Annotated in this window: 17 protein-coding genes; 11 read left to right on the top strand and 6 right to left on the bottom strand. The window is 73.3% G+C overall.

All coding sequences use genetic code 11. From position 1 onward, the window contains the following. Positions 1–4 precede the first annotated feature (4 nt). Entirely contained in the window at positions 5–1,561 is a 1,557-nt protein-coding gene (locus ACIOWN_RS08950; protein WP_401981241.1) for a cytochrome P450, read from the top strand. Here ACIOWN_RS08950 and ACIOWN_RS08945 read toward each other — a convergent pair. Beyond that, positions 1,555–2,508: an RluA family pseudouridine synthase gene (locus tag ACIOWN_RS08945; RefSeq protein ID WP_401981238.1), complete on the bottom strand. Its 954-nt coding sequence runs from the start codon at positions 2,506–2,508 to the stop codon at positions 1,555–1,557. The two genes, ACIOWN_RS08950 and ACIOWN_RS08945, sit on opposite strands and share 7 nt — an antisense overlap. A gap of 207 nt (positions 2,509–2,715) precedes the next feature. Between ACIOWN_RS08945 and ACIOWN_RS08940 the strand changes: the two genes are divergently transcribed. The 3 genes from ACIOWN_RS08940 to ACIOWN_RS08930 all read left to right on the top strand — a co-directional run bounded on the left by ACIOWN_RS08940 (position 2,716) and on the right by ACIOWN_RS08930 (position 5,361). Beyond that, positions 2,716–3,363, top strand: coding sequence for a PadR family transcriptional regulator (locus ACIOWN_RS08940; protein ID WP_362346930.1), 648 nt, complete (start codon positions 2,716–2,718; stop codon positions 3,361–3,363). Between the two features lie 196 nt (positions 3,364–3,559). After that, on the top strand, positions 3,560–4,588 hold the full coding sequence (locus tag ACIOWN_RS08935; protein WP_362346931.1) for an ATP-binding cassette domain-containing protein: 1,029 nt from the start codon (positions 3,560–3,562) through the stop codon (positions 4,586–4,588). Beyond that, positions 4,585–5,361 carry an ABC transporter permease gene (locus ACIOWN_RS08930; RefSeq protein WP_362346933.1) on the top strand — a complete coding sequence of 259 codons (777 nt, stop codon included), beginning with the start codon at positions 4,585–4,587 and terminating at the stop codon, positions 5,359–5,361. Before ACIOWN_RS08935 ends, ACIOWN_RS08930 begins: the two co-directional genes overlap by 4 nt. Positions 5,362–5,417: 56 nt before the next feature. Here ACIOWN_RS08930 and ACIOWN_RS08925 read toward each other — a convergent pair whose 3' ends face one another. Then, complete coding sequence (locus ACIOWN_RS08925; RefSeq protein WP_362346935.1) at positions 5,418–6,263, bottom strand: siderophore-interacting protein; 846 nt, start codon at positions 6,261–6,263, stop codon at positions 5,418–5,420. Between the two features lie 100 nt (positions 6,264–6,363). After that, on the bottom strand, positions 6,364–7,293 hold the full coding sequence (locus tag ACIOWN_RS08920; RefSeq protein ID WP_362347232.1) for a 5'-3' exonuclease: 930 nt from the start codon (positions 7,291–7,293) through the stop codon (positions 6,364–6,366). A 203-nt stretch (positions 7,294–7,496) separates the two neighbouring features. On the opposite strand from ACIOWN_RS08920, the gene ACIOWN_RS08915 reads away from it, so the two are divergent. From ACIOWN_RS08915 to ACIOWN_RS08900, 4 genes are all read left to right on the top strand, one after another. Beyond that, on the top strand, positions 7,497–8,585 hold the full coding sequence (locus tag ACIOWN_RS08915; RefSeq protein ID WP_362346937.1) for a glycine betaine/L-proline ABC transporter ATP-binding protein: 1,089 nt from the start codon (positions 7,497–7,499) through the stop codon (positions 8,583–8,585). Next, positions 8,578–11,193, top strand: a complete 2,616-nt coding sequence (locus ACIOWN_RS08910) for an ABC transporter permease/substrate binding protein (RefSeq protein WP_401981234.1) — start codon at positions 8,578–8,580, stop codon at positions 11,191–11,193. Before ACIOWN_RS08915 ends, ACIOWN_RS08910 begins: the two co-directional genes overlap by 8 nt. 292 nt (positions 11,194–11,485) lie before the next feature. Next, the gene (locus ACIOWN_RS08905) at positions 11,486–12,052 is read left to right on the top strand and encodes a helix-turn-helix domain-containing protein (RefSeq protein ID WP_100567780.1); all 567 of its coding nucleotides are present in this window, start codon (positions 11,486–11,488) and stop codon (positions 12,050–12,052) included. Further along, entirely contained in the window at positions 12,052–12,771 is a 720-nt protein-coding gene (locus ACIOWN_RS08900) for a helical backbone metal receptor (protein ID WP_362346940.1), read from the top strand. The genes ACIOWN_RS08905 and ACIOWN_RS08900 overlap by 1 nt, the downstream gene beginning before the upstream one ends. Here the strand turns inward: ACIOWN_RS08900 and ACIOWN_RS08895 are convergent. Further along, positions 12,683–13,855 carry a TDT family transporter gene (locus tag ACIOWN_RS08895; protein ID WP_401981230.1) on the bottom strand — a complete coding sequence of 391 codons (1,173 nt, stop codon included), beginning with the start codon at positions 13,853–13,855 and terminating at the stop codon, positions 12,683–12,685. The two genes, ACIOWN_RS08900 and ACIOWN_RS08895, sit on opposite strands and share 89 nt — an antisense overlap. Before the next feature lie 70 nt (positions 13,856–13,925). Here ACIOWN_RS08895 and ACIOWN_RS08890 point away from each other — a divergent pair, with 70 nt between their 5' ends. Further along, the gene (locus ACIOWN_RS08890; protein ID WP_362346943.1) at positions 13,926–14,885 is read left to right on the top strand and encodes a LysR family transcriptional regulator; all 960 of its coding nucleotides are present in this window, start codon (positions 13,926–13,928) and stop codon (positions 14,883–14,885) included. Between the two features lie 147 nt (positions 14,886–15,032). On the opposite strand, the gene ACIOWN_RS08885 is transcribed toward ACIOWN_RS08890, so the two are convergent. Next, a complete protein-coding gene (locus tag ACIOWN_RS08885) occupies positions 15,033–16,235 on the bottom strand; it encodes an amino acid deaminase/aldolase (protein ID WP_362346945.1) in 1,203 nt (400 codons plus the stop codon). A gap of 1,383 nt (positions 16,236–17,618) precedes the next feature. On the opposite strand from ACIOWN_RS08885, the gene ACIOWN_RS08880 reads away from it, so the two are divergent. Then, the gene (locus ACIOWN_RS08880) at positions 17,619–18,449 is read left to right on the top strand and encodes a hypothetical protein (protein ID WP_362346947.1); all 831 of its coding nucleotides are present in this window, start codon (positions 17,619–17,621) and stop codon (positions 18,447–18,449) included. Then, positions 18,446–19,657: a type VII secretion-associated serine protease mycosin gene (gene mycP, locus ACIOWN_RS08875; protein WP_401981226.1), complete on the top strand. Its 1,212-nt coding sequence runs from the start codon at positions 18,446–18,448 to the stop codon at positions 19,655–19,657. Before ACIOWN_RS08880 ends, mycP begins: the two co-directional genes overlap by 4 nt. 29 nt (positions 19,658–19,686) lie before the next feature. On the opposite strand, the gene ACIOWN_RS08870 is transcribed toward mycP, so the two are convergent. Then, complete coding sequence (locus ACIOWN_RS08870) at positions 19,687–20,409, bottom strand: hypothetical protein (RefSeq protein ID WP_401981391.1); 723 nt, start codon at positions 20,407–20,409, stop codon at positions 19,687–19,689. Positions 20,410–20,415: the final 6 nt, after the last annotated feature.

Raw genomic sequence — 20,415 nt, 5'->3', positions numbered from 1 at the left:
CGCCGTGACGCCTGAACCCGATTCCCCGACCGGTCCGGACGACCTCGCCCCGGCCCCGCCGCCCGGCTGCCCCGTGCACGGCACCGGGCCCGGCGGGCTGCACCGGCTCCACGAGGCGCGGGACCTGAGAGTGCTCTACGAGCAACTCCGCGAGCAGTACGGCCCGGTGGCGCCCGTACTGCTCCACGACGACGTGCCGATGTGGGTGGTCCTCGGCCATGCCGAGAACCTGCACATGGTGAGCAGCCCCTCGCTGTTCACCAAGGACAGCCGTATCTGGACGCCACTCAGGGACGGCACGGTCAAGCCCGACCATCCGCTCATGCCGCACATCGCCTGGCAGCCGATCTGCGCGCACGCCGAGGGCGAGGAACTCAGGCGGCTGCGCGGCGCCGTGCAGGGCGCCCTGGAGTTCATCGACTTCCGCGCCCTGCGCCGCCACATCGGCCGGGCCACCCAGCGCCTGGTCAACCGGTTCTGCGAGACGGGCCGCGCCGACCTCGTCGCCCGGTTCACCGAGCATCTGCCCATGGCGGTGATGTGCCAGGTCCTCGGCATGCCGGAGGAGTACAACGACCGGATCGTGCAGGCCGCCCGCGACATGCTCAAGGGCACCGAGACGGCGATCGCCAGCAACGAGTACATCATGGACTGCCTGCTGCGGCTCACCGTCCGCCGCCGGGCCCGGCCCGAGGACGACCTCACCAGCCACCTCATCGACCAGCCGGCGGGCCTGACCGACGAGGAGGTCGGCCAGCATCTGCGCGTCGTACTCATCGGCACCTACGAGGCCAGCGCCAACCTGCTGGCCAACACCGTGCGCCGGGTTCTGACCGAGCCCGGTTTCCGGGCCCAGCTCAACGGCGGTCAGATGACCGTGCCGGAGGCGGTCGAGCAGTCGCTGTGGGACGAGCCGCCGTTCAGCACCATCTTCGGCTACTTCGCCAAGCAGGAGACCGAACTCGGTGGCCGGCGCATCCGCCGGGGTGACGGGCTGCTGCTGGGCATCGCGCCGGGCAACGCCGATCCCCGGGTGCGGCCCGGTCCGACGGCGGACATGCAGGGCAACCGCTCCCACCTCGCCTTCGGCGGCGGCCCGCACGAGTGCCCCGGCCAGGACGTCGGGCGTGCCATCGCCGACGTCGGCGTCGACATGCTGCTGACCCGGCTGCCGGACGTCCGGCTCGACTGCGAGGAGATGGAACTGCGCTGGACGGAGTCGATCGCCTCCCGCCATCTGCTGGAGCTGCCGGTGCGGTTCACGCCGCGGCCGCAGCAGGACGAGCGATCCAGGCCGAGCCACACCCCGCACCCGGTTGAGCCGTCACGCCCGGAGTGGGAGATCGGCACCGCGACCGCGGGACGGCGGCCGGAGCGGTCGCCGGAGCCGTCGGCCACGGGTTCGGCGGTGCCGGAGCCGGCGGCGGCCGTGGAGCCGGGTGTCGCCGTGAAGCCGGGTGTCGCACCGGCCGCCGAGGACCCGTACACCGCACCGGCCGCCGGCGCGGCCCGCCCCCACGGCGCCTGGCAGCGCCTCCTGCGCTGGTGGCGCGGTTACTGACGGCCCGCCCACCCCGCGAAGTCGGACCAGGCCCGGAGCGTCCGCCCGCTGGTGAACCGGTGCTCCGCCCCCGTGACCGGGTCCGTGAACTCCAGTGTCCGCGCGAGCAGTTGCAGCGGGCGCCGGAAGTCACCGGCGGGCACGGGGCCGGTCACCACCGGGTAGAGGGGGTCGCCCAGGATCGGTACGCCCAGCGCGTTCATGTGCACCCGCAGCTGGTGCGTCTGCCCGGTGGCGGGCACCAGCCGGTACCGTCCGAGCCCGTCCGGGCGGTGCCCGGCGAGCTCCACGCGCGTGACGGCGTTCGGGTCGCCCGCCACCTCGCGGGCGGCCTGGACCCCGCGCTCCTTCACGATCCGGCTGCGCACGGTCCGCGGCAGGGTCAGTGCCGGGTCGTACGGCGCCACCGCCTCGTACTCCTTGCGCACCAGCCGGTCACGGAACAGGGCCTGGTAGGCGCCGCGTTCCTCGGGCCGCACCGTGAACAGCACCAGCCCGGCGGTGAGCCGGTCCAGGCGGTGCGCGGCGCTCAGCGCGGGGATGCCCAGCTCCCGGCGCAGTCGTGCCAGCGCCGTCTCGGCGACGTGTGAACCGCGCGGGGTGGTGGCGAGGAAGTGCGGCTTGTCGACGACGACGAGGTGCTCGTCGCGGTGCACGACCCGGAGCGGGAAGGGCACCGGCACCTCCTCGGGCAGCTCCCGGTGGAACCACACGTACATGCCGGGCTCGTACGGCGCGTCCGTCGCCACCGCCCGTCCGTCGGCCCCGACGACCAGGCCCGCGTCGACCATGGCCCCGACCACCCCGGGCCCGGCCCCCGACAACCGCTCCACCAGATACGCCCGCACGGTCGCCCAGGACCCGGCGGCGGGCAGCCGTACCCGCACGGGGTCCACCCCGCGCTGCTGAGGCAGGGGAGAGGGCGGGGTACGGGTCTTGCGTCGCATCGACCGAAAGCCTACGAGGCCGCCCACGGGCCCGGGTAACCGGTGCGCCGACGGCTGCCTGTGGGCAGGAGCTTGCACGCCCCCCCGAAGGGGGGACTGATGCTGAAACGCCACTTCCCTCCGGAGCCACGATATATCGCGTGCATTGACGTGCCTGCCGAGACGCGATATGTTCGTGTCCGGATATTCGGAAGCGAGGTGACGGTGATGGCCGGCGGGCGCAGAAGGCTGAGCAATCCGCTCGCGCTGACCGTGATGACCACGCTCTGGCAGAAGCCGATGCACCCCTATGAGATCGCGCAGACCCTGCGCCGTCAGGGCAAGGACGCCAGCACCAAGATCAACTACGGCTCGCTCTACACGGTCGTGCAGAACCTGGAGGAGCGCGGCTTCGTCGAGGTGGTCGACGTCGAGCGGCGGGGCAACCGCCCCGAGCGCACGATCTACGCGCTCACCGGGTCCGGCCGTGAGGAGATGACGCGGTGGCTGTCGGACCTCGTGGCCGTGCCGGCCAAGGAGTACCCGATCTTCGAGACCGCGCTCTCCCTGCTGGGGGCGCTGCCCCCGGACGACGTCCTGCGGCTGCTGGAGGAACGGCTGACCGCCCTGGAGATGCGGGTGGCGAGCGGACGGGCGGTGCTGGACAAGCTCCACGAGACGCTGCCGCGCCTGTTCCTCATAGAGGTCGAGTACCACCAGCACATGGCCGAGGCGGAGACGGAGTGGGTCCGCGGCTTCGCCCGCGAGATCCGCGAGGGCTCGCTGCCGGGCGTCGAGGGCTGGCGCCGGTTCCACGAGACGGGGGAGATCCCCGCGGAGTTCAAGGAAGCCGAGGAACGCCACTACCAGAAGTGAACTTGTCATGAGACAGACCCCGGCAGGGCTGTTGCAGCAGTCCCGCCGGGGTTTCGAACCCCGAAGCCGAATCCACCGTGAGGCTTCTCCGGGCGATCGAGGTGCGGCACACCCAGGATAGCCCGGCGCTCTCACGTGGATCATTCGGCGATCTTCGCCACCCGTCCACGCACCACTCATCCAGGAGAGCTCCGCCATGAGTCCCACCCGGGCACCCGCCGTCGAGGCGCGCGGGCTGACCAAGACCTATTCCGGCGACGTCACCGCCCTCAACGGCATGGACATCACCGTCGAGCCGGGTACCGTCTTCGGTCTCCTCGGCCCGAACGGCGCCGGCAAGTCCACCACCGTCAAGATCCTCACCACTCTGGCCCGCCCCGACTCCGGCGAGGCGACCGTGGCCGGCCACGACGTGCTGCGCCACCCGGACCGGGTGCGGCGCGCCATCGGCGTGGTCGCGCAGAACTCCGGCGCCGACCCGGTCGCCACCGGCCGCGAGAACCTCCGGCTCCAGGGCAGGCTCTACGGTCTGAAGGGCGCCGGCCTGGACCGGCGGGCCGACGAACTGCTGGAGCGGTTCAGCCTCGCCGACGCCGCCCGCCGCCCGGTCAAGGGCTACTCCGGCGGCATGCGGCGGCGCCTGGACGTCGCTCTCGGACTGGTGCACCGGCCCGAGGTCCTCTTCCTCGACGAGCCCACCACCGGCCTCGACCCGGAGGCCCGTACGGCGATGTGGGACGAGATCGGCCGCCTGGCCGGCGAGGAGGGACTGACCATCCTGCTCACCACCCACTACCTGGAGGAGGCCGACCGGCTCGCCGAGCGCATCGCCATCGTCGACCGCGGCCGGGTCGTCGTCGAGGGCACCCCGGACTCCCTCAAGGGCGAACTGCGCGGCGACGCGGTCCACATGGAACTGCGGGCGGCGGTAGGCGAGGCCGGGCGCACGCTGCTCGCCGGCACCCTGGGCTCCCTGCCCGGCGTGCACGAGGTGCTGATCGACGGGCGCCGGATCAGCGCCCGCGCCGACGACGGAGCCGCCGCGATGCCCGCGCTCCTCGCAGGCCTGGAGCGCGCCGGAGTCACCGTGACCGCGGCGACCGTGGCCCGCCCCTCACTCGACGACGTCTACCTCCGCTACGCGGGCCGCCGTTACGCCGAGGCGGAGGCCGAGAGCGGAGCCGCCGGCGCCGAGGCCCTCGCCCTCGCCGGAGGTGCCCGATGAGCACCGCGATCTCCCAGACCTGGTACATGACCCAGCGTCAGATGATGGTGTTCGCGCGCCAGCCCGCCTACGCGGTCATCACCCTGATCCAGCCCGTGATCTGGCTGTTCCTGTTCGGCAGCCTCTTCAGGAAGGTCGTCGAACTCGGCGGCTTCGGCACCACCTCGTACCTGGACTACCTGGTACCGGGCGTGGTCGTGATGAGCGCGCTCAGCTCCAACATGTGGGCCGGCATGGGCACGTTGGAGGAGATCCAGCGCGGCACCCTCAACCGGTTCCTGACCACCCCGGTCAGCCGGGCCGCCCTGATGAACGGCAACGTGGTCCACAACGGCCTGGTCACCGCCCTTCAGTCGGTCGTCATCGTGCTGCTCGGCCTGCTGGGCGGGGCCGACTTCCCCGGTGGCGTCGGCGGCGTCCTGATCCTGGTGCTCGCCTCGGTGCTGCTCGGCACGGTCTTCGGGGCGTTGTCCAACGCGCTCGGCATGCTTGTGCAGGAGCGGGAGTCCATCATCGGCATCAACACCTTCCTGCTGCTGCCGCTGACGTTCCTGTCCTCCGCCTTCATGGCCCCCGCGCAGATGCCCGGCTGGATGCGCCACATCGCCGACTTCAACCCGCTCAACTGGGCGATGGTGGCGGGCCGTTCCGCGATGTCCGCGCATCCCGACTGGAGCGTCGTGGGGAGCCGGGGCGGCGCGCTGCTGGCCCTCGCGGTGGCCGCGGTATGGCTGTCCATACGGACGTTCCACTCCTACCAGCGGTCGGTCTGAGCCACGCGAAAGCGGCGGCGGTACCGACCCGGTACCGCCGCCGCTTCGTGCGTGGCTCACGCGGCCGGCGCCGCGCCCTCCTGCTCCGCCTCGATCCGGGCGTTCCAGTCCCGCTTGGAGGCCTGCCAGCCGTCCTCGTCGTGGCCGAGCCGCCAGTACCCGGAGATCGACAGGCTCTCGCGGGGAACGGAGTGCTCGACCCGCAGCAGCCGGCGCAGCTCCTTCACGAACCCGGCCTCGCCGTGCACGAACGCGTGCACCCGGCCCTCGGGGAACGGCAGCGCCCGTACGGCCTCCACCAGCGCCCGGCCGACCGGCCGCTCGCCGCGGTGCAGCCAGACCACCTCCACGTCGGAGTCGATCTTCTGCTCCTCCTCGGGGCCCGCGACCTCGATGAAGGCGTGGGCCGTCGCACCCTCGGGCAGTGCCTCCAGAGAGCGTGCGATCGCCGGCAGGGCGCTCTCGTCACCGGCCAGCAGGTGCCAGTCGGCGCTCGCGTCCGGGGCGTAGGCGCCGCCGGGACCGAGGAAGCGCACGGTCTCGCCGGGGCGCGCCAGCAGCGACCAGGGGCCGGCCAGCCCCTCGTCGCCGTGGATGACGAAGTCCAGGGTCAGCTCGCGGTGGCCGGGGTCCCAGGCGCGCACCGTGTACGTCCGGGTCACCGGCCACTGCTCGCGCGGCAGCTCCTCGCGGATCCGCTGGAGGTCGAAGGGCTCGGGATAGGTGACGCCGTCGGGCGGGAACAGCAGCTTGACGTAGTGGTCCGTGCAGCTGTCCGCCGAGAAGTCGGCCAGGCCGTCCCCGCCGAGCACCACGCGCTGCATGTGCGGGGTCAGCCGTTCGGTCCGGACGACCTGCGCGGAGTGGGTCCTGCGCTGCTTGCGCGCCGGACGTTCTGCCATGACGGCCTCCCAGTTCCCCTTGCTTAGGTTTACCTAAGTTAACACTTCTCCCCGGCGAGTACCCCTCCCGTCCGGGGAGCGGCGGGTGTCGCCGCGGCCGTCACGCCCCCAGCGTGGTCAGCAGCCGCTGAAGTGAACCTCCCAGGCCCCAGCGGGCCGCCAGCTCCTCGAGCGCCGCCGGATCGCGCGGGACGCGCGGCAGCGCCGTGTCCACGTCCGGCAGCGGGACGTCGGCTGCGACGCGCACGACCTTCGGCGCCACCGCGAGATACGGCCGCGCCTCGTCGAGCCGCCTGCGCTGCGACGGCGTGAGCTTCGCCTTCGGGTCGTCGACTGCCGCCATGATCCCCGCCAGGTCGCCGAACTCGGTGAGCAGCCTGGCCGCCGTCTTCTCGCCGATGCCGGGCACGCCGGGCAGCCCGTCGCTCGGATCGCCGCGCAGCAGCGCCAGATCCGCGTACCCCGGGCCGTCGACCCCATACTTCTCCCGCAGCGCCGCCTCGTCGGTGGCCTGAAGCGTGCCGACGCCCTTGACCGGGTACAGCACCCGGATCCCGCGGGCGTCGTCCACCAGCTGGTACAGGTCCCGGTCGCCGGTGACGATGTCGACCGGGCCGCCCGCCCGCGCGGTGAACGTGCCGATCACGTCGTCCGCCTCGTACCCCGCCACGCCCACCCGGGCGATGCCCACCGCGTCCAGGACCGACTCGATCACCGGGACCTGCGGGGACAGCGTGTCCGGCACCTCCTCCTCGTCCGGGCCGCCGGTGTGCTCCACGGCCACCCGGTGCGCCTTGTAGGAGGGGATCAGCTCCACCCGCCAGGCCGGACGCCAGTCCGCGTCCATGCACGCCACCAGGCGGTCGGGCCGGTGGTCCCTGACCAGCCGGTCGATGAAGTCGAGCAGCCCGCGCACGGCGTTCACCGGCGTGCCGTCCGGGGCCCTGATCGACTCCGGGACGCCGAAGTAGGCGCGGAAGTACAGGGAGGCGGTGTCGAGGAGCATCAGTCGTCCGGTCACGTCCCGCATCATGCCGTACGGCACCGACAGTCACCCGACGGCGGAAACCGTGCATTCCCGGTGGCCGTGAGGCGAGGGCATTGTGAACCAGGCCACGTTTGGTTTGAGCCAAAAGGGTCTGGGCAGGCGCGCCTCGGATCGAAGGTGGTTGCTTTCCTCAACTGTTAGCGGCCCTCTGCGTCCTGTCCCTGGCCCCGAGACAAGAGGTACGCGTGTCTTCAAGACTTCAGGCCCAGCACCTGTTCAAGGTGTTCGGCCGACGACCGGACGAGGCAGTGGAAAAGCTACGGCAGGGTGCCGACCGCGAGGATCTGCGCGCCGGCGGTACCACCGCCGCCGTCATCGACGCCTCGTTCAGCGTCGATCCCGGCCAGATCTTCGTCGTCATGGGCCTGTCCGGATCCGGCAAGTCCACGCTCCTGCGGATGCTCAACGGGCTGCTGGAGCCGACCGCGGGCACCGTCAGTTTCGACGGCCAGGACCTGACCGCGCTCAGCGACCGCGAGCTGCGCGAGGTCCGCTCCAGGAAGATCAGCATGGTCTTCCAGCACTTCGCGCTCTTCCCGCACCGCAGCGTCCGCGAGAACGCCGCCTACGGTCTGGAAGTGCAGGGCGTGCCCCGCGCCGAGCGCGAACGCCGCGCCGACGAGGCGCTCGCCCTGTGCGGTCTGGCCGGCTGGGAGTCCTCCTGGCCCGACGAGCTCTCCGGCGGCATGCAGCAGCGGGTTGGCCTGGCCCGCGCCCTGGCCACCGACGCCGACCTGCTGCTGATGGACGAGTCCTTCAGCGCCCTGGACCCGCTGATCCGGCGCGACATGCAGGACCAGCTTCTCCAGCTCCAGAAGACGCTCAAGAAGACGATCGTCTTCATCACGCACGACCTCAACGAGGCCATGCGCCTGGGCGACCGGATCGCCGTCATGCGCGACGGCCGCATCGTGCAGACCGGCACCGCCGAGGACATCCTGCTGCGCCCCGCCGACGACTACGTCGCCTCCTTCACCCAGGACGTCGACCGGTCCCGGGTGCTGACCGCGGAGTCGGTCATGGACCGCGACGTGCGCGGTGACGAGGCGGACTGCGGCTGCGACACCGCGACCCCGCACACCCCGTTCACCGAGCTGTGCGCGATCAGCGCCCGCGTGCCCCACCCGGTCGCCGTGCTGGACGAGGACCACGACCTGGTCGGCATCGTCCCGCGCCGGCGGCTCGTCGGCTTCCTGGGCGACGAGCAGAGCACCCAGGTGAGCTGCGACGCGCCGCGGGACAAGGGCGGCGACAAGGCGGTGGCCCGTGCCTAGGATCCCGCTCGGCGACTGGGTCAACTCCGCGGTCGACTGGCTGCTCGGCCACATGTCCTGGCTCTTCGACTTCTTCAAGGCCGTCTTCACCGGCACCTACGACGGCATCAACGCCGTCCTCCAGGCGCCGCAGCCGCTGCTGCTCGCGGGCATCTTCGCCGTGCTCGCCTGGTGGCTGCGCGGCTCCCTCGCCGGAGTGCTCACCTTCGTGGGGTTCGCGTTCATCGACTCCATGGAACTGTGGTCGGACGCGATGGTGACCCTGGCACTGGTCCTCGTCGCCACGATCATCGCGCTGGTCGTCTCCGTGCCGGTCGGCATCTGGGCGGCCCGTTCGGACCGGGTCAGCGCCGTCGTCCGGCCGGTCCTGGACTTCATGCAGACGCTGCCCGCGATGATCTACCTCATCCCGGCCATCCTGTTCTTCGGCACCGGAGCCTCCGCGGGCATCGTCGCCACCCTGATCTTCGCCCTCGCGCCCGGCGTCCGCATGACGGAGCTGGGCATCCGCCAGGTCGACAAGGAACTGGTGGAGGCGGCCGAGGCGTTCGGCACCACGCCCCGCAACACGCTGCTGCGCGTCCAGCTCCCGCTGGCGCTGCCCACCGTGATGGCCGGCGTCAACCAGGTGATCATGCTCGGTCTGTCCATGGCCGCGATCGCCGGCATGGTCGGCACCGGCGGCCTCGGCGGCGACGTCAACGAGGCCATCGGCCAGCTCAACGTCGGTCTCGGCTCCGAGTCCGGTATCGCCATCGTGATCCTCGCGATCTACCTCGACCGCATGACGAGCGCCCTGGGCACCGAGGTCTCGCCGCTCGGCCGGCGTGCCGCCGCCAAGGCACGGGCCGCCAAGGGCCTGAAGATCTGGTCCTACCGGCCGCAGCCGCAGATCGCCGTGATCGGCGTGGTGGTCCTCGCCCTGGTCGCGGGTGGCATGGGCCTCTTCGCGGGCGGCGGCAGCGCGACGGCCGCCGGTGACGACGGCGACGTCGGCCACGGCAAGAAGATCACCATCGGATACATCCCGTGGGACGAGGGCGTCGCCTCCACCTTCCTGTGGAAGGAGGTCCTCGAACAGCGCGGCTACCAGGTCGATGCCCGCCAGTTCGACGCCGGGCCGCTCTACACCGCGCTCGCCCAGGGCAACGTCGACTTCGAGACGGACTCCTGGCTGCCGACGACCCACGCCCAGTACTGGAAGAAGTACGGCAGCGAGCTCGACGACCTCGGCTCCTGGTACGGGCCGACGTCCCTGGAGCTGACCGTCCCCTCGTACATGAAGGACGTGAACTCGCTCGAGGACCTCAAGGGCAAGGCGTCCGCCTTCGGCGGGAAGATCACCGGCATTGAGTCCAGCGCCGGCATGATGGGCCTGCTCAAGAGCAAGGTCCTCAAGGACTACGGCCTGGACAAGGAGTACAAGGTCGTCGACAGCTCCACGCCCGCCATGCTGGCCGAGCTCAAGCGCGCCTACAGCAAGAAGGAACCGGTCGTCGTCACGCTCTGGTCGCCGCACTGGGCGTACAGCGACTACGACCTGAAGAAGCTGAAGGACCCCAAGGGCTCCTGGGGCAAGGGCGACGGCGTGCACACGCTGGCCCGCAAGGGCTTCGCGGACGAGGACCCGGTCGTCGGCGACTGGCTGAAGAACTTCAAGCTGACCGAGAAGCAGCTCACCGGCCTCGAGGCCGAGATCAACAAGGCGGGCAAGGGCCGCCAGCAGGACGCCGTGCGCGCCTGGCTCAAGGACAACCCGGGCCTCGTCGACAAGCTCGCCCCGCTGCCCGGGGGCTCCGACGCCAAGCCGGCCGAGGCCAAGCGCACCCTGAACGTCGCCTGGTTCCCGTGGGACGAGGACATCGCCGTCACCCACCTGTGGAAGAACGTCCTGGAGCGCCGCGGCTACCGGATGAACATGAAGCAGATGGACGTGGGCCCGGTCTACACGGGCCTCGCCGGCGGCGACATCGACCTCAACTTCGACGCCTGGCTGCCCTACGCCCAGAAGAACTACTGGGACAAGAGCAAGGACAGGCTCAAGGACCTCGGCACCTGGTACGAGCCGACCTCCCTGGAGATCGCCGTGCCCTCCTACGTCAAGGACGTGAAGTCCCTGGAGGACCTCAAGGGCAAGGCGTCCACCTTCGGCGGGAAGATCATCGGCATCGAGCCGGGCACCGGCGAGATGGACCTGCTGAAGACCAAGGTCCTGCCCGGCTACGGCCTGGACAAGGAGTACAAGGTCGTCGACGGCTCCACGCCCGCGATGCTCGCCGAGCTCAAGCGCGCGTACGCCAGGAAGCAGCCCGTGGCCGTGGTGCTGTGGTCGCCGCACTGGGCGTACAGCCGCTACGACCTCACCAAGCTCGCCGACGACAAGAAGCTCTTCGGCGAGGGCAACACCGTGCGCACCATCTCCAGCGCCAAGTTCCCCGAGCAGTACCCGCAGCTCACCGAGTGGATCAAGAACTTCCGGATGAGCGAGGACGAGCTCGGCAGCCTGGAGAGCGAGATCAATCAGCGCGGTCAGGGCCACGAGGACGAGGCCGTCGCCGCCTGGCTGAAGCAGCACCCCGACATCCCGGCGCGGATGACCCCGCAGTAGCCTCCGCTCCGGACACCGCCGAAGGGGCGGGCCGCCCCGCATCGTCCGCGATGCGCGGGACGGGCCCGCCCCGCACGCTTGTCCACAGGAGGATTCCGGCCAACCGTGCGGAGCCACCCCCACGCACCCCGGACCCGCGCGATCCTTACAGGCATGTGACGGCGACAGGAAACTGTTTGCCGGACATGCGTAGGGTGCAGAGAACCCATCAGAAGGAGAGCGCCCGGAACCGGGCCCGCGGGCAGTGGCCCCGCGAACAGCGGACCGACGAGCGAAGGAGGGAGCCGGAGCGATGGGCGACAACAAAGAGCGGCCCCTCCGGGTGGGCGCGGCCGTCCGGCGGCGCCGCCGCGCGCTGGGGCTCACCCTCGCCGTGGTGGCCGACCGCAGCGGTCTGTCGGTCCCCTTCCTGAGCCAGATCGAGAACGACCGGGCCCGGCCCAGCCAGACCTCCCTGGAGAAGGTCGCAGACGCCCTGCGCACCACCGCCGTGGAACTGCTCGCGGCGGCCGACCCGGCGTGCAGCGTCGACGTCGTACGCGCCGAGGTCACCGAGCTGGAACCCGAACCCCGGGTGCGCTCCCTGGTGCGCGGCCACCACCAGCTGCACGCCTCGGAGTTCACCGGCGACCACGACGCCGGCCGTGAATTCCAGCACCGCAACGACGAGTTGATGTACGTCGCCGACGGAGCGGTGGAGATCGAGGCGGAGGGCCGGGCCTACCGGCTGGTGCGCGGCGACACGATGTACCTGACCGGCGGGGTCCGCCACCGCTGGCGGGCGACCGTGCCCGACACCCGGGTGATCGTGGTCGCGGTCGCCGAGCACATCGAGGCGGTACAGGACCGGTCGCGCTGATGCGGGTCGTCTCGCTGGTCCCCTCGCTCACCGAGGCGGTGGCCGTGTCCCTGCCCGGCGTGCTCGTCGGCGCCACCGACTGGTGCACGCATCCGGCGGACCTCGAGGTGGCCCGGGTCGGCGGCACCAAGAACCCCGAGGTGGACCGGATCGCCGCCCTCGCCCCCGACCTGGTGATCGCCAACGAGGAGGAGAACCGCAAGCCCGACCTCGACGCCCTGCGCGCGGCGGGCCTGGACGTCCTGGTGACCGAGGTCAGGGACCTGCCGCAGGCCTTTCGTGAACTGGCCCGGGTGCTGCGCGCGTGCGGCGGGACCGCCCGCCCCCGGTGGCTGGACGAGGCCGAGGCCGCCTGGGCGTCGCCGCCCCTGCCGCCGCGCCGCACGACGGCCGTCGTACCGATCTGGCGGCGGCCCTGGATGGTGCTGGGCCGGGACACCTTCGCGGGTGACGTCCTGGCCCGCCTGGGCGTCGACCACCTCCACGCCGGGCACGCCGAACGCTATCCGCGCGTCCCGCTGGAGGAGTTGCGCGCGGCGGCCCCGGACCTCGTCGTCCTGCCGGACGAGCCGTACCGGTTCACCGCCGACGACGGCCCCGAGGCTTTCCCAGGACTGCCCTGCGCGCTGGTCAGCGGGCGGCACCTGACGTGGTACGGGCCGTCGCTGGCGCGGGCTCCGCGGGTACTGGGCGAGGCGCTGCGAGCAGCGCGCCGCTGACCAGCCCGCGGGCGGTGTGCACGCCCGCGGCGGCCCAGGCCGTCACCAGGACGGCGTACAGAGCGACCGCGAGGGCGCCGCAGGCGGCGAGGTGGGTGTGCCGGGCGAGGGCCGCGGCGCCGGTGACGCAGGTGCCCACCGGGAAGGTGAACGACCACCAGGTCATCGCGAAGCCCATGCCCTGGCGGACGGCGCGCAGCACCTGGGCGGCGGCGAGGGCGAACCACATCAGCGCGAACCCCATCACCGGGACGCCGTACAGGACGGCGAGCACGCCGAAGCCCCCGGCGTACGGGGCCGGCACGACACCGGGGGCCATGTCCGCGAACGCGCCGACGGCGGTCGTGGACTGCCCGAGCGGGCCGAGGACCAGGAACAGCGTCGGGGTCAGCGCGAGCGGCAGCGGGCCCGCCGTGACAAGGCGGCCGAAGATCACCGGCAGGACGACCAGGGTCGCGAGCAGGCTGAGCCCGAACATCGCCACACACGCCAGGAGCAGGGTCGCCCGCGCCTGCCCGGCCGGCAGGTGCGGCACGAGGGCGGGCCCCAGGGCGGCGGACACCATGGGCGCGACCAGCGGCAGCAGCCACACGGGCGTCGCCTGGTGCGGCTCGATCCGGTGGTGCACGACCATCAGGTACGGCACGGCGACGGCGGCCGCGAGCCCGACGGCCGTACCGGCGGTGAACAGCACGGTGTCCAGGGCCACCGCGGCGGGAACGCCGATCCAGTCCCGCCCGACGGACAGCGCGCCGCCGCCGACCGCCAGCAGGGCCATGGACAGACAGCCGTAGAACGGCGCGGCCGCCGCGTCCAGCAGATGGGCGCGGGCCTGGTCGCGGTGGTGGATCCAGTGCAGGGTGCGGGCGGTCAGCAGGACCATGAGCCACACGAGCGAGAGGGCCCACACGGCGGCGCACACGGTACGCAGTCCGGGGACGTGCGGCGGCAGCGCGGCGCCCGCCGTGCCGACGGCGGCGGTGCCCATGACGGAGGCGTACCAGTTGGGGCCCAGATGACGGACGGCGGGGACACGGGGCCGGGGTGCGGCCTGCGGGGGCAGGGAGTGGGCTGCGGTGACCATGACTCGAGGTTTTCCCGGTCCATACGCTCCCACCAGGGGGTTTGTGTCTATCACGACATAAGCTGGCTTTATGAGGAGCACCGAGAGCACCCAGAGGGCCGAGGCGAACGGAGGGGCCGGCGCGGGCCGGCGGCCGGGGACCTCGCTGGCGCACCGGGTTCCCGACCTGGGCGCGCTGGAGCTGCTGCTGGCGGTGGCGCGGCTGGGGAGCCTCGGCGGGGCGGCGCGGGAGCTGGGCATCACCCAGCCGGCGGCGAGCAGCCGGATCCGCTCCATGGAGCGGCAGCTCGGCGTGGCGCTGGTGGACCGCTCGCCGCGCGGATCGCGGCTGACGGACGCCGGGGCCCTGGTCACCGACTGGGCGCGGCGCGTCGTGGAGGCGGCGGAGGCCTTCGACGCGGGCGCGCAGGCGCTGCGGGACCGGCGGGACTCGCGGCTGCGGGTGGCGGCGAGCATGACGATCGCGGAGTACCTGCTGCCGGGCTGGCTGATCGCGCTGCGCGCCCGGCGGCCCGACACCGCGGTGTCCCTGCTCGCCGGGAACTCGGCGGTGGTGGCCGAGCGGCTGCTGGGGGGCGAGGCGGACCTCGGCTTCGTGGAGGGAGTGTCGGTGCCGTCCGGTCTCGACTCCGTCGTGATCGGCCACGACCGCCTGCTCGTGGTGACCGCCCCGGCCCACCCGTGGGCCCGGCGGCGGCGCCCGCTGTCCGCGGAGGAGCTGGCCACCACGCCGCTGATCCTGCGCGAGAAGGGCTCCGGCACCCGGCAGGTTCTGGACGCGGCGCTCGGCGGCCTGGCACGCCCGCTGATCGAGCTGTCCTCCACGACGGCGGTGAAGGCGTCCGCGGTGAGCGGAGCGGGCCCGGCGGTGCTCAGCGAACTCGCGGTGGGCGAGGAACTGTCCCTGCGCCGCCTCGTCCCCGTCCCCGTCGACGGCGTGACCCTCGAACGCGACCTGCGAGCGGTCTGGCCCACCGGCCACCGGCCGGCCGGCCCGGCCCGCGAACTGCTGTCCTTGACGCGGACGTGAGGTGAGCACCCCCCACCTGGAACGCCGGCCCGACGGCACGGTCCGGACCGGGCACCGGCGCGCCTCCGGAATGGCTGGGCAACCGTCCCCGGCACCACCCACCGGCGTGGGACCGGCGCGGGTCGCCGCCGCCCCTTGAGGCCCGGGCTACAGGAAGGTGTGTCCCTCGCCCCGGTACGTCGGCACGGCAGCCGTCACACGATCGCCCTCGACGAGACGCAGCGTGTCGAACCGTTCGCACAACTCGCCCGCCTTGGCGTGCCGGAACCACACCTTGTCGCCGATCAGCAGGTCGTCGGCGGGGGTGCCGAGCAGCGGCGTCTGCACCTCGCCCGCCCCCTCCTGAGGGTCGTAGCGCAGCCCCTCGGGCAGGTACGGCACCGGGAGCCGGTCCGCGCCGGGCGCGCCGGAGGCCGGGTAGCCGCCGCCCAGGACCGTGACGACCCCGACCCCCGGGCGCCGGACGACGGGCAGGGCGAACAGCGCCGCCGGACGGCCCCGGAACGACGTGTAGTTGTCGAAGAGCCGCGGGACGTACAGCCCGGAGCCCGCGGCGATCTCGGTCACCGCGTCCTCCGCCGCCGTGTGCTGCACACTGCCGGTGCCACCGCCGTTCACGAACTCCAGGTCCGGCGCCACGGCCCGGACCGCACGCACCACCGCGGCACGCCGCTCGGCGAGTTCCCCGCGTGCCGCGGCCTGCATCAGCCGGATCGCGCGTGAGCGCAGCGGCCGTCCCGCGACCGCGTCGCCCACGCCCGCCACATGGCCCTCGTAGGCCATGATCCCCACGAGCGCGAACCCCGGGCGGCGGGCCACCGCACGGGCCATGTCGGCGACCTGGGCGGGGGAGTGCAGCGGGGAGCGGCGCGCGCCGACCCGTACGCGCCCGCCGAGCAGCCGCAGTGAGGTGTCCAACTCCAGGCAGACCCGCACGACTTCGCCTCCGCCCCCGCGCGCGGCGTCGATCAGGTCCAGTTGCGCGGGGTCGTCCACCATCACCGTGACGGCGCGGGCGAGTCCGGGGTCGGCGGCGAGTTCGGCGTAGGCGGCGCGGTCGGCGGACGGGTAGGCCAGCAGCACGTCGTCGAAGCCGGAACGGGCCAGCCACAGGGACTCGGCGAGCGTGAACGACATGATGCCCGCGAAGCCGTCCTTCGCCAGGGCGCGTTCGAGCAGGGCCCGGCAGCGCACGGACTTGCTGGCGACCCGGACCGGCTTGCCGCCGGCCCGGCGGACGAGGTCCTCGGCGTTGGCGTCGAAGGCGTCCAGGTCCACGATCGCGACAGGGGCGTCGAGTTGGGCGGTGGCCCGGTCGTAACGGGCCCGGTCGGCGGCGCGCGGAGTCATGGACGCAGCCTGCCAGACCTGATTACCGCGGGGTAGGGGGATGTTCCGGGCAGATCCCCCCTGGCCTCGCGGACTGGTTCCCGCCGGGGCCGGGGCAGCCCGTAGAGTGACGCGCACGCACGGCTGAACCAGGAAGTGATTCCGGCCGCGGCGTTGAGCCGGGATGGCGGTTCGCTCGTACGGGTATGCGTGTCCGGTGACGACGAGTCCGCGCCGGGCGGGGCGACGAGGACGACCGTGCCCGGTGAAACGGCACGGGCACGAGGAAACGGGGGGTGCATGAGCACGGAAGCGCGCCACGCCCCCGTCCCCTCACAACCCGTCGGGCCCACGGGCGGCGACGGCGACCCGAACACACCGGCCCCCGCCACCGACGGCCCACCCGACGAGCCCACGCCCGCCGCGGGCGCGACACGGCCGGCGCCCGGCGGCGGTACGTCCGCGCAGGCGCGGGGTGCGTCAACGGGTCCCACGGCTTCGAGCCTGAACGCTCCCCGGCGTGGGACTCCGGCGGGTTCCGGCGCTTCGGGCACGGGGGGCTCCTCTCCTGTTGCGACAGACGGAGGAGCGGCTGGTCCGGACACGGACGGCCGGGCGGGGTACGGCACCGGCTTCCCGCCGCCTCGCACCGGCCCCGGCGCCGACGGCGCCCAGGCCGCCACCGACTCCCGTCCCCGTTTCCCGGACTTCCGTCCCCCTTCCCGCCGCGGCGCCACGCCCGCCGCGACACCGCCCCCCGCGACACTGCCCCCTCCCCCCGCCTCGGCCCGCTTCCCGGACGCACCGCCGACAGCCGGCAACGAGACGCGGCCGGGCACCGGGCCCGCGACGTCCGACCCCGCCGGGGGAAGCCGCGCCACGGTCCCCCAGGCGTCCCCCGACACCCGCGGCGGCGCCGCGGGCCGTTCCGCGGCCGCGCCGACGACGCCCGGGGCCGGCCCTTCGGGCGGGCGGGGCTCCGCCGACGAAGCGTCAGAAAGCGCGGCCGCCGGGGCCGGGAGGGCCACCACTCGCTTCCCCGGGGAGCAGGCGATCCCCGGCCAGCGCGAAGACGGGAACATACCCCCGCGCCCAGGACATCGCCCCTCGACGGCGGCGCGCGGCAGCGGCGCGCCCGTCGAGAGCGCGTCGGAGACGACCAGGCGTCTGCGCCCCGTCCCCGCCCAGCACCCGGCGCCGAGCGCACCGCCCCGCCCGACGACGCCTCCGTCCGCACGTGACCCCAGGCCGGACGCCGCCTTCGGTGCCTCCCCGCTCGGCGGGACGGCGAGCACGAGCCGGGCGCGACCGTCCGCTGCCTACCTGAGCGCCCCCGCCGCGACACCCCCGCGTGCCACGGGTACCGCTCCCGCACCCGACCCGGCGCTGTCCTGGAGCGCGGCCATGGCCCCGGCGACGGGACTCGGAATGGGGTTCGGGGAGCCGGAGGCGTACGACCGGAGGACCCGGGCGACCGGTGCGCTGATACGGCCGCGGGTCGCCGTCGCCGCCGCCTGCATGGTGCTGGGGCTCGGGCTCACCGGCGGCGCCGTGACCGGCAGCTGGCTCACCGGGGAACCGGGGAAGCCCGGCGCGGCGGGCGGCTTCGCCACGGCGGGCGCCATGTGGCACAGCGTCCCCGTCGACCAGCTCTTCCCGCCCACCGTGGACGGCCACGGCGCCGGACCCGGCGGAGCCGCCCGCACCTGGACCCGTGTCGCCGTCGCCCCGGACAGCGGCTGTGCGGGCGCCTTCGACCCGCTGCTGCGCAAGGCCCTCGCCCCCGTCGGCTGCGCCCGGCTGCTGCGCGCCACCTACACGGACGCCACCCAGAGCTACGTCACCACCGTGGGCCTGCTCTTCACCAAGGCCGACGCCCCCGCCATGACCTCCCTCGCCACCCGCTTCGAGAACGAGGGGCTCGCCCGGCGCACCGACCTCGTGCCGCGCCCGTACGCCGCCAAGGGCACCGTCGCCGCGGCCTTCGGCGACAAGCAGCGCGCGTCATGGACCGTCTCCGTACTGACCGAGGCCCCGGTGGTCGTCTACGCCGTCTCCGGCTGGGCGGACGGCCGCGCCGCCGGCCCCCCGGAGCCCGCCGCCGACGCGACACGGTCGGGAGCCACCACAGCCGCAGCCCAGGCAGGCCTCGGCAACGAGGCCCAGGGTCTCGCCGACCGCATCGGACGGGGCCTGCGACAGACCGTCAAGTCCGCCACGGAGGAGCCCTCGTGACAGCCGCCGTGCCGCCCGGGAACCGCAGGCCGCGCAGGACGCTCGCGGTCGGCGTACCGAGCGTGTTCCTCGCCGCCTGCCTCGCCCTCGTGCCGTCCGCCGTCGCGCACGCCGACAGCATCCGCTCCCAGCAGTGGGGCCTCGACGCCATGCACACCCAGGAGGCCTGGCGCACCACCCAGGGCAAGGGCATCACCGTCGCCGTCCTGGACACCGGCGTCGACGACGACCACCCCGATCTGCGCGGCAACGTCCTGCCCGGCAAGGACATGATCGGCTTCGGCGCGCGGCGCGGCGACCGGCCCTGGGCCCGCCACGGCACCGCCATGGCCGGCATCATCGCCGGTCACGGCCACGGCCCCGGCAACGCGGACGGCGTCCTCGGCATCGCGCCCGAGGCCAGGATCCTGCCCGTGCGGGTGATCCTGGAGGAGGACGACTCCGCCCGCGGCAAGGCCCGCAGCAGCCGGGGCAACGCCCTCGCCGAGGGCATCCGCTGGGCCACCGACCACGGCGCCGACGTCATCAACCTCTCCCTCGGCGACGACTCCGACTCCGCGCACCCCGAGCCCGCCGAGGACGAGGCCGTCCAGTACGCGCTGGGCAAGGGCGCCGTCGTCGTCGCCTCGGCCGGCAACGGCGGCGAGAAGGGCGACCACGTCTCCTACCCGGCGGCCTACCCGGGTGTGATCGCCGCGACCGCCGTGGACCGCTTCGGCACCCGTGCCTCCTTCTCCACCCGCCGCTGGTACGCGACGGTCAGCGCGCCCGGGGTGGACGTCGTCATCGCCGACCCCGACCAGCGGTACTACGAGGGCTGGGGCACGAGCGCCGCCTCCGCCTTCGTCTCCGGCGCCGTCGCCCTCATCAGGGCCGCCCACCCCGGCCTGACCCCCGCCCAGATCAAGAAGCTCCTGGAGGACACGGCCCGCAACGCCCCGGCCGGCGGCCGTGACGACTCCCGCGGCTTCGGCATGATCGACCCCGCCGCCGCCATCAGGGCCGCGGGCCGCCTCAAGCCCGAGGGCCTGACCGCGGCGTCCTACGGCGAGCGCTACTTCGGCCCCGGCCCCGACTCCGCCGAGTCGTCCGCCACCGCCTCGGGCTGGGCGGGCCCCCTCGCGGGCAGTGCGGGGGGAGTGATGCTGGTCGTGGCGATCGTCCTGTGGCGCGGCCGCCGCGAGGAGGGAAGCGGCTTCCGGCTGTAGAGCCCAGGTCTCCCGGCCACGGCCGGGGATCACGCCCTCCGGCCGTACGCCGACACCGCCGACCGGGCCGCCTCCTCCACCAGGGCGATGCCCTGCTCCTTCGTCGGGTTGCCGCTGGACAGGGCGGCCACCAGGTAGTCGTCGCCGCCGGCCGTCACCCGCCCGATGCTGTTGACGACCCACAGACCGGTCGCGTCACGCGGCATCCAGCCGTTCTTCAGGGCCCACCCGGAGCCGTCGGCGGCGGCCGACACGCCCCAGTCCTGGCCCGGGACGATCCGCCCCATGAGCCCCTGAACGTACGTCCGCGAGGCCCCGCTCAGCTCCGAGCGGGCGCCGAACACCTGCTCCAGCAGCACGAGCTGATCGGCGGCCGTGGTGCGGGTCAGACCCCACAGCGGACCGTCGCCGCCGCTGGTCCGCGTGAGTCCGAACCGCTCGTTCGCCGCGTTCAGGCCGTCGGCGCCGCCGATCTCCCGCCACAGCGCCGACGCCGAGTCGTTGTCGCTGCTCCCGATCATCTCGGCCGCGTACGTCCGCTCCCGCGCGGTCAGCCGCCGCCCCGTGTCCTGGGCCCGCAGCAGCAGGGCCGCCAGGATGTCCACTTTGACGATGCTCGCCGTGTCGAACACGGCGTCGCCGTACCCGGCGTTCACCCCGGAGCCGAGGTGGCGAACCGCCACCGCCACGGTCGCGCTCCCGGTCACCGGCACCGGCACCGGCACCGGTACCGGCCCCGGCGCTCCGCCCACCGTCTC

Origin of the sequence: Streptomyces sp. NPDC087787, from assembly GCF_044743035.1 — a bacterium.
Classification (GTDB): Bacteria; Actinomycetota; Actinomycetes; order Streptomycetales; family Streptomycetaceae; genus Streptomyces.
The sequence above is the reverse complement of the archived record's forward strand: the minus strand, read 5'-3'. Positions and strand labels throughout refer to the sequence as shown.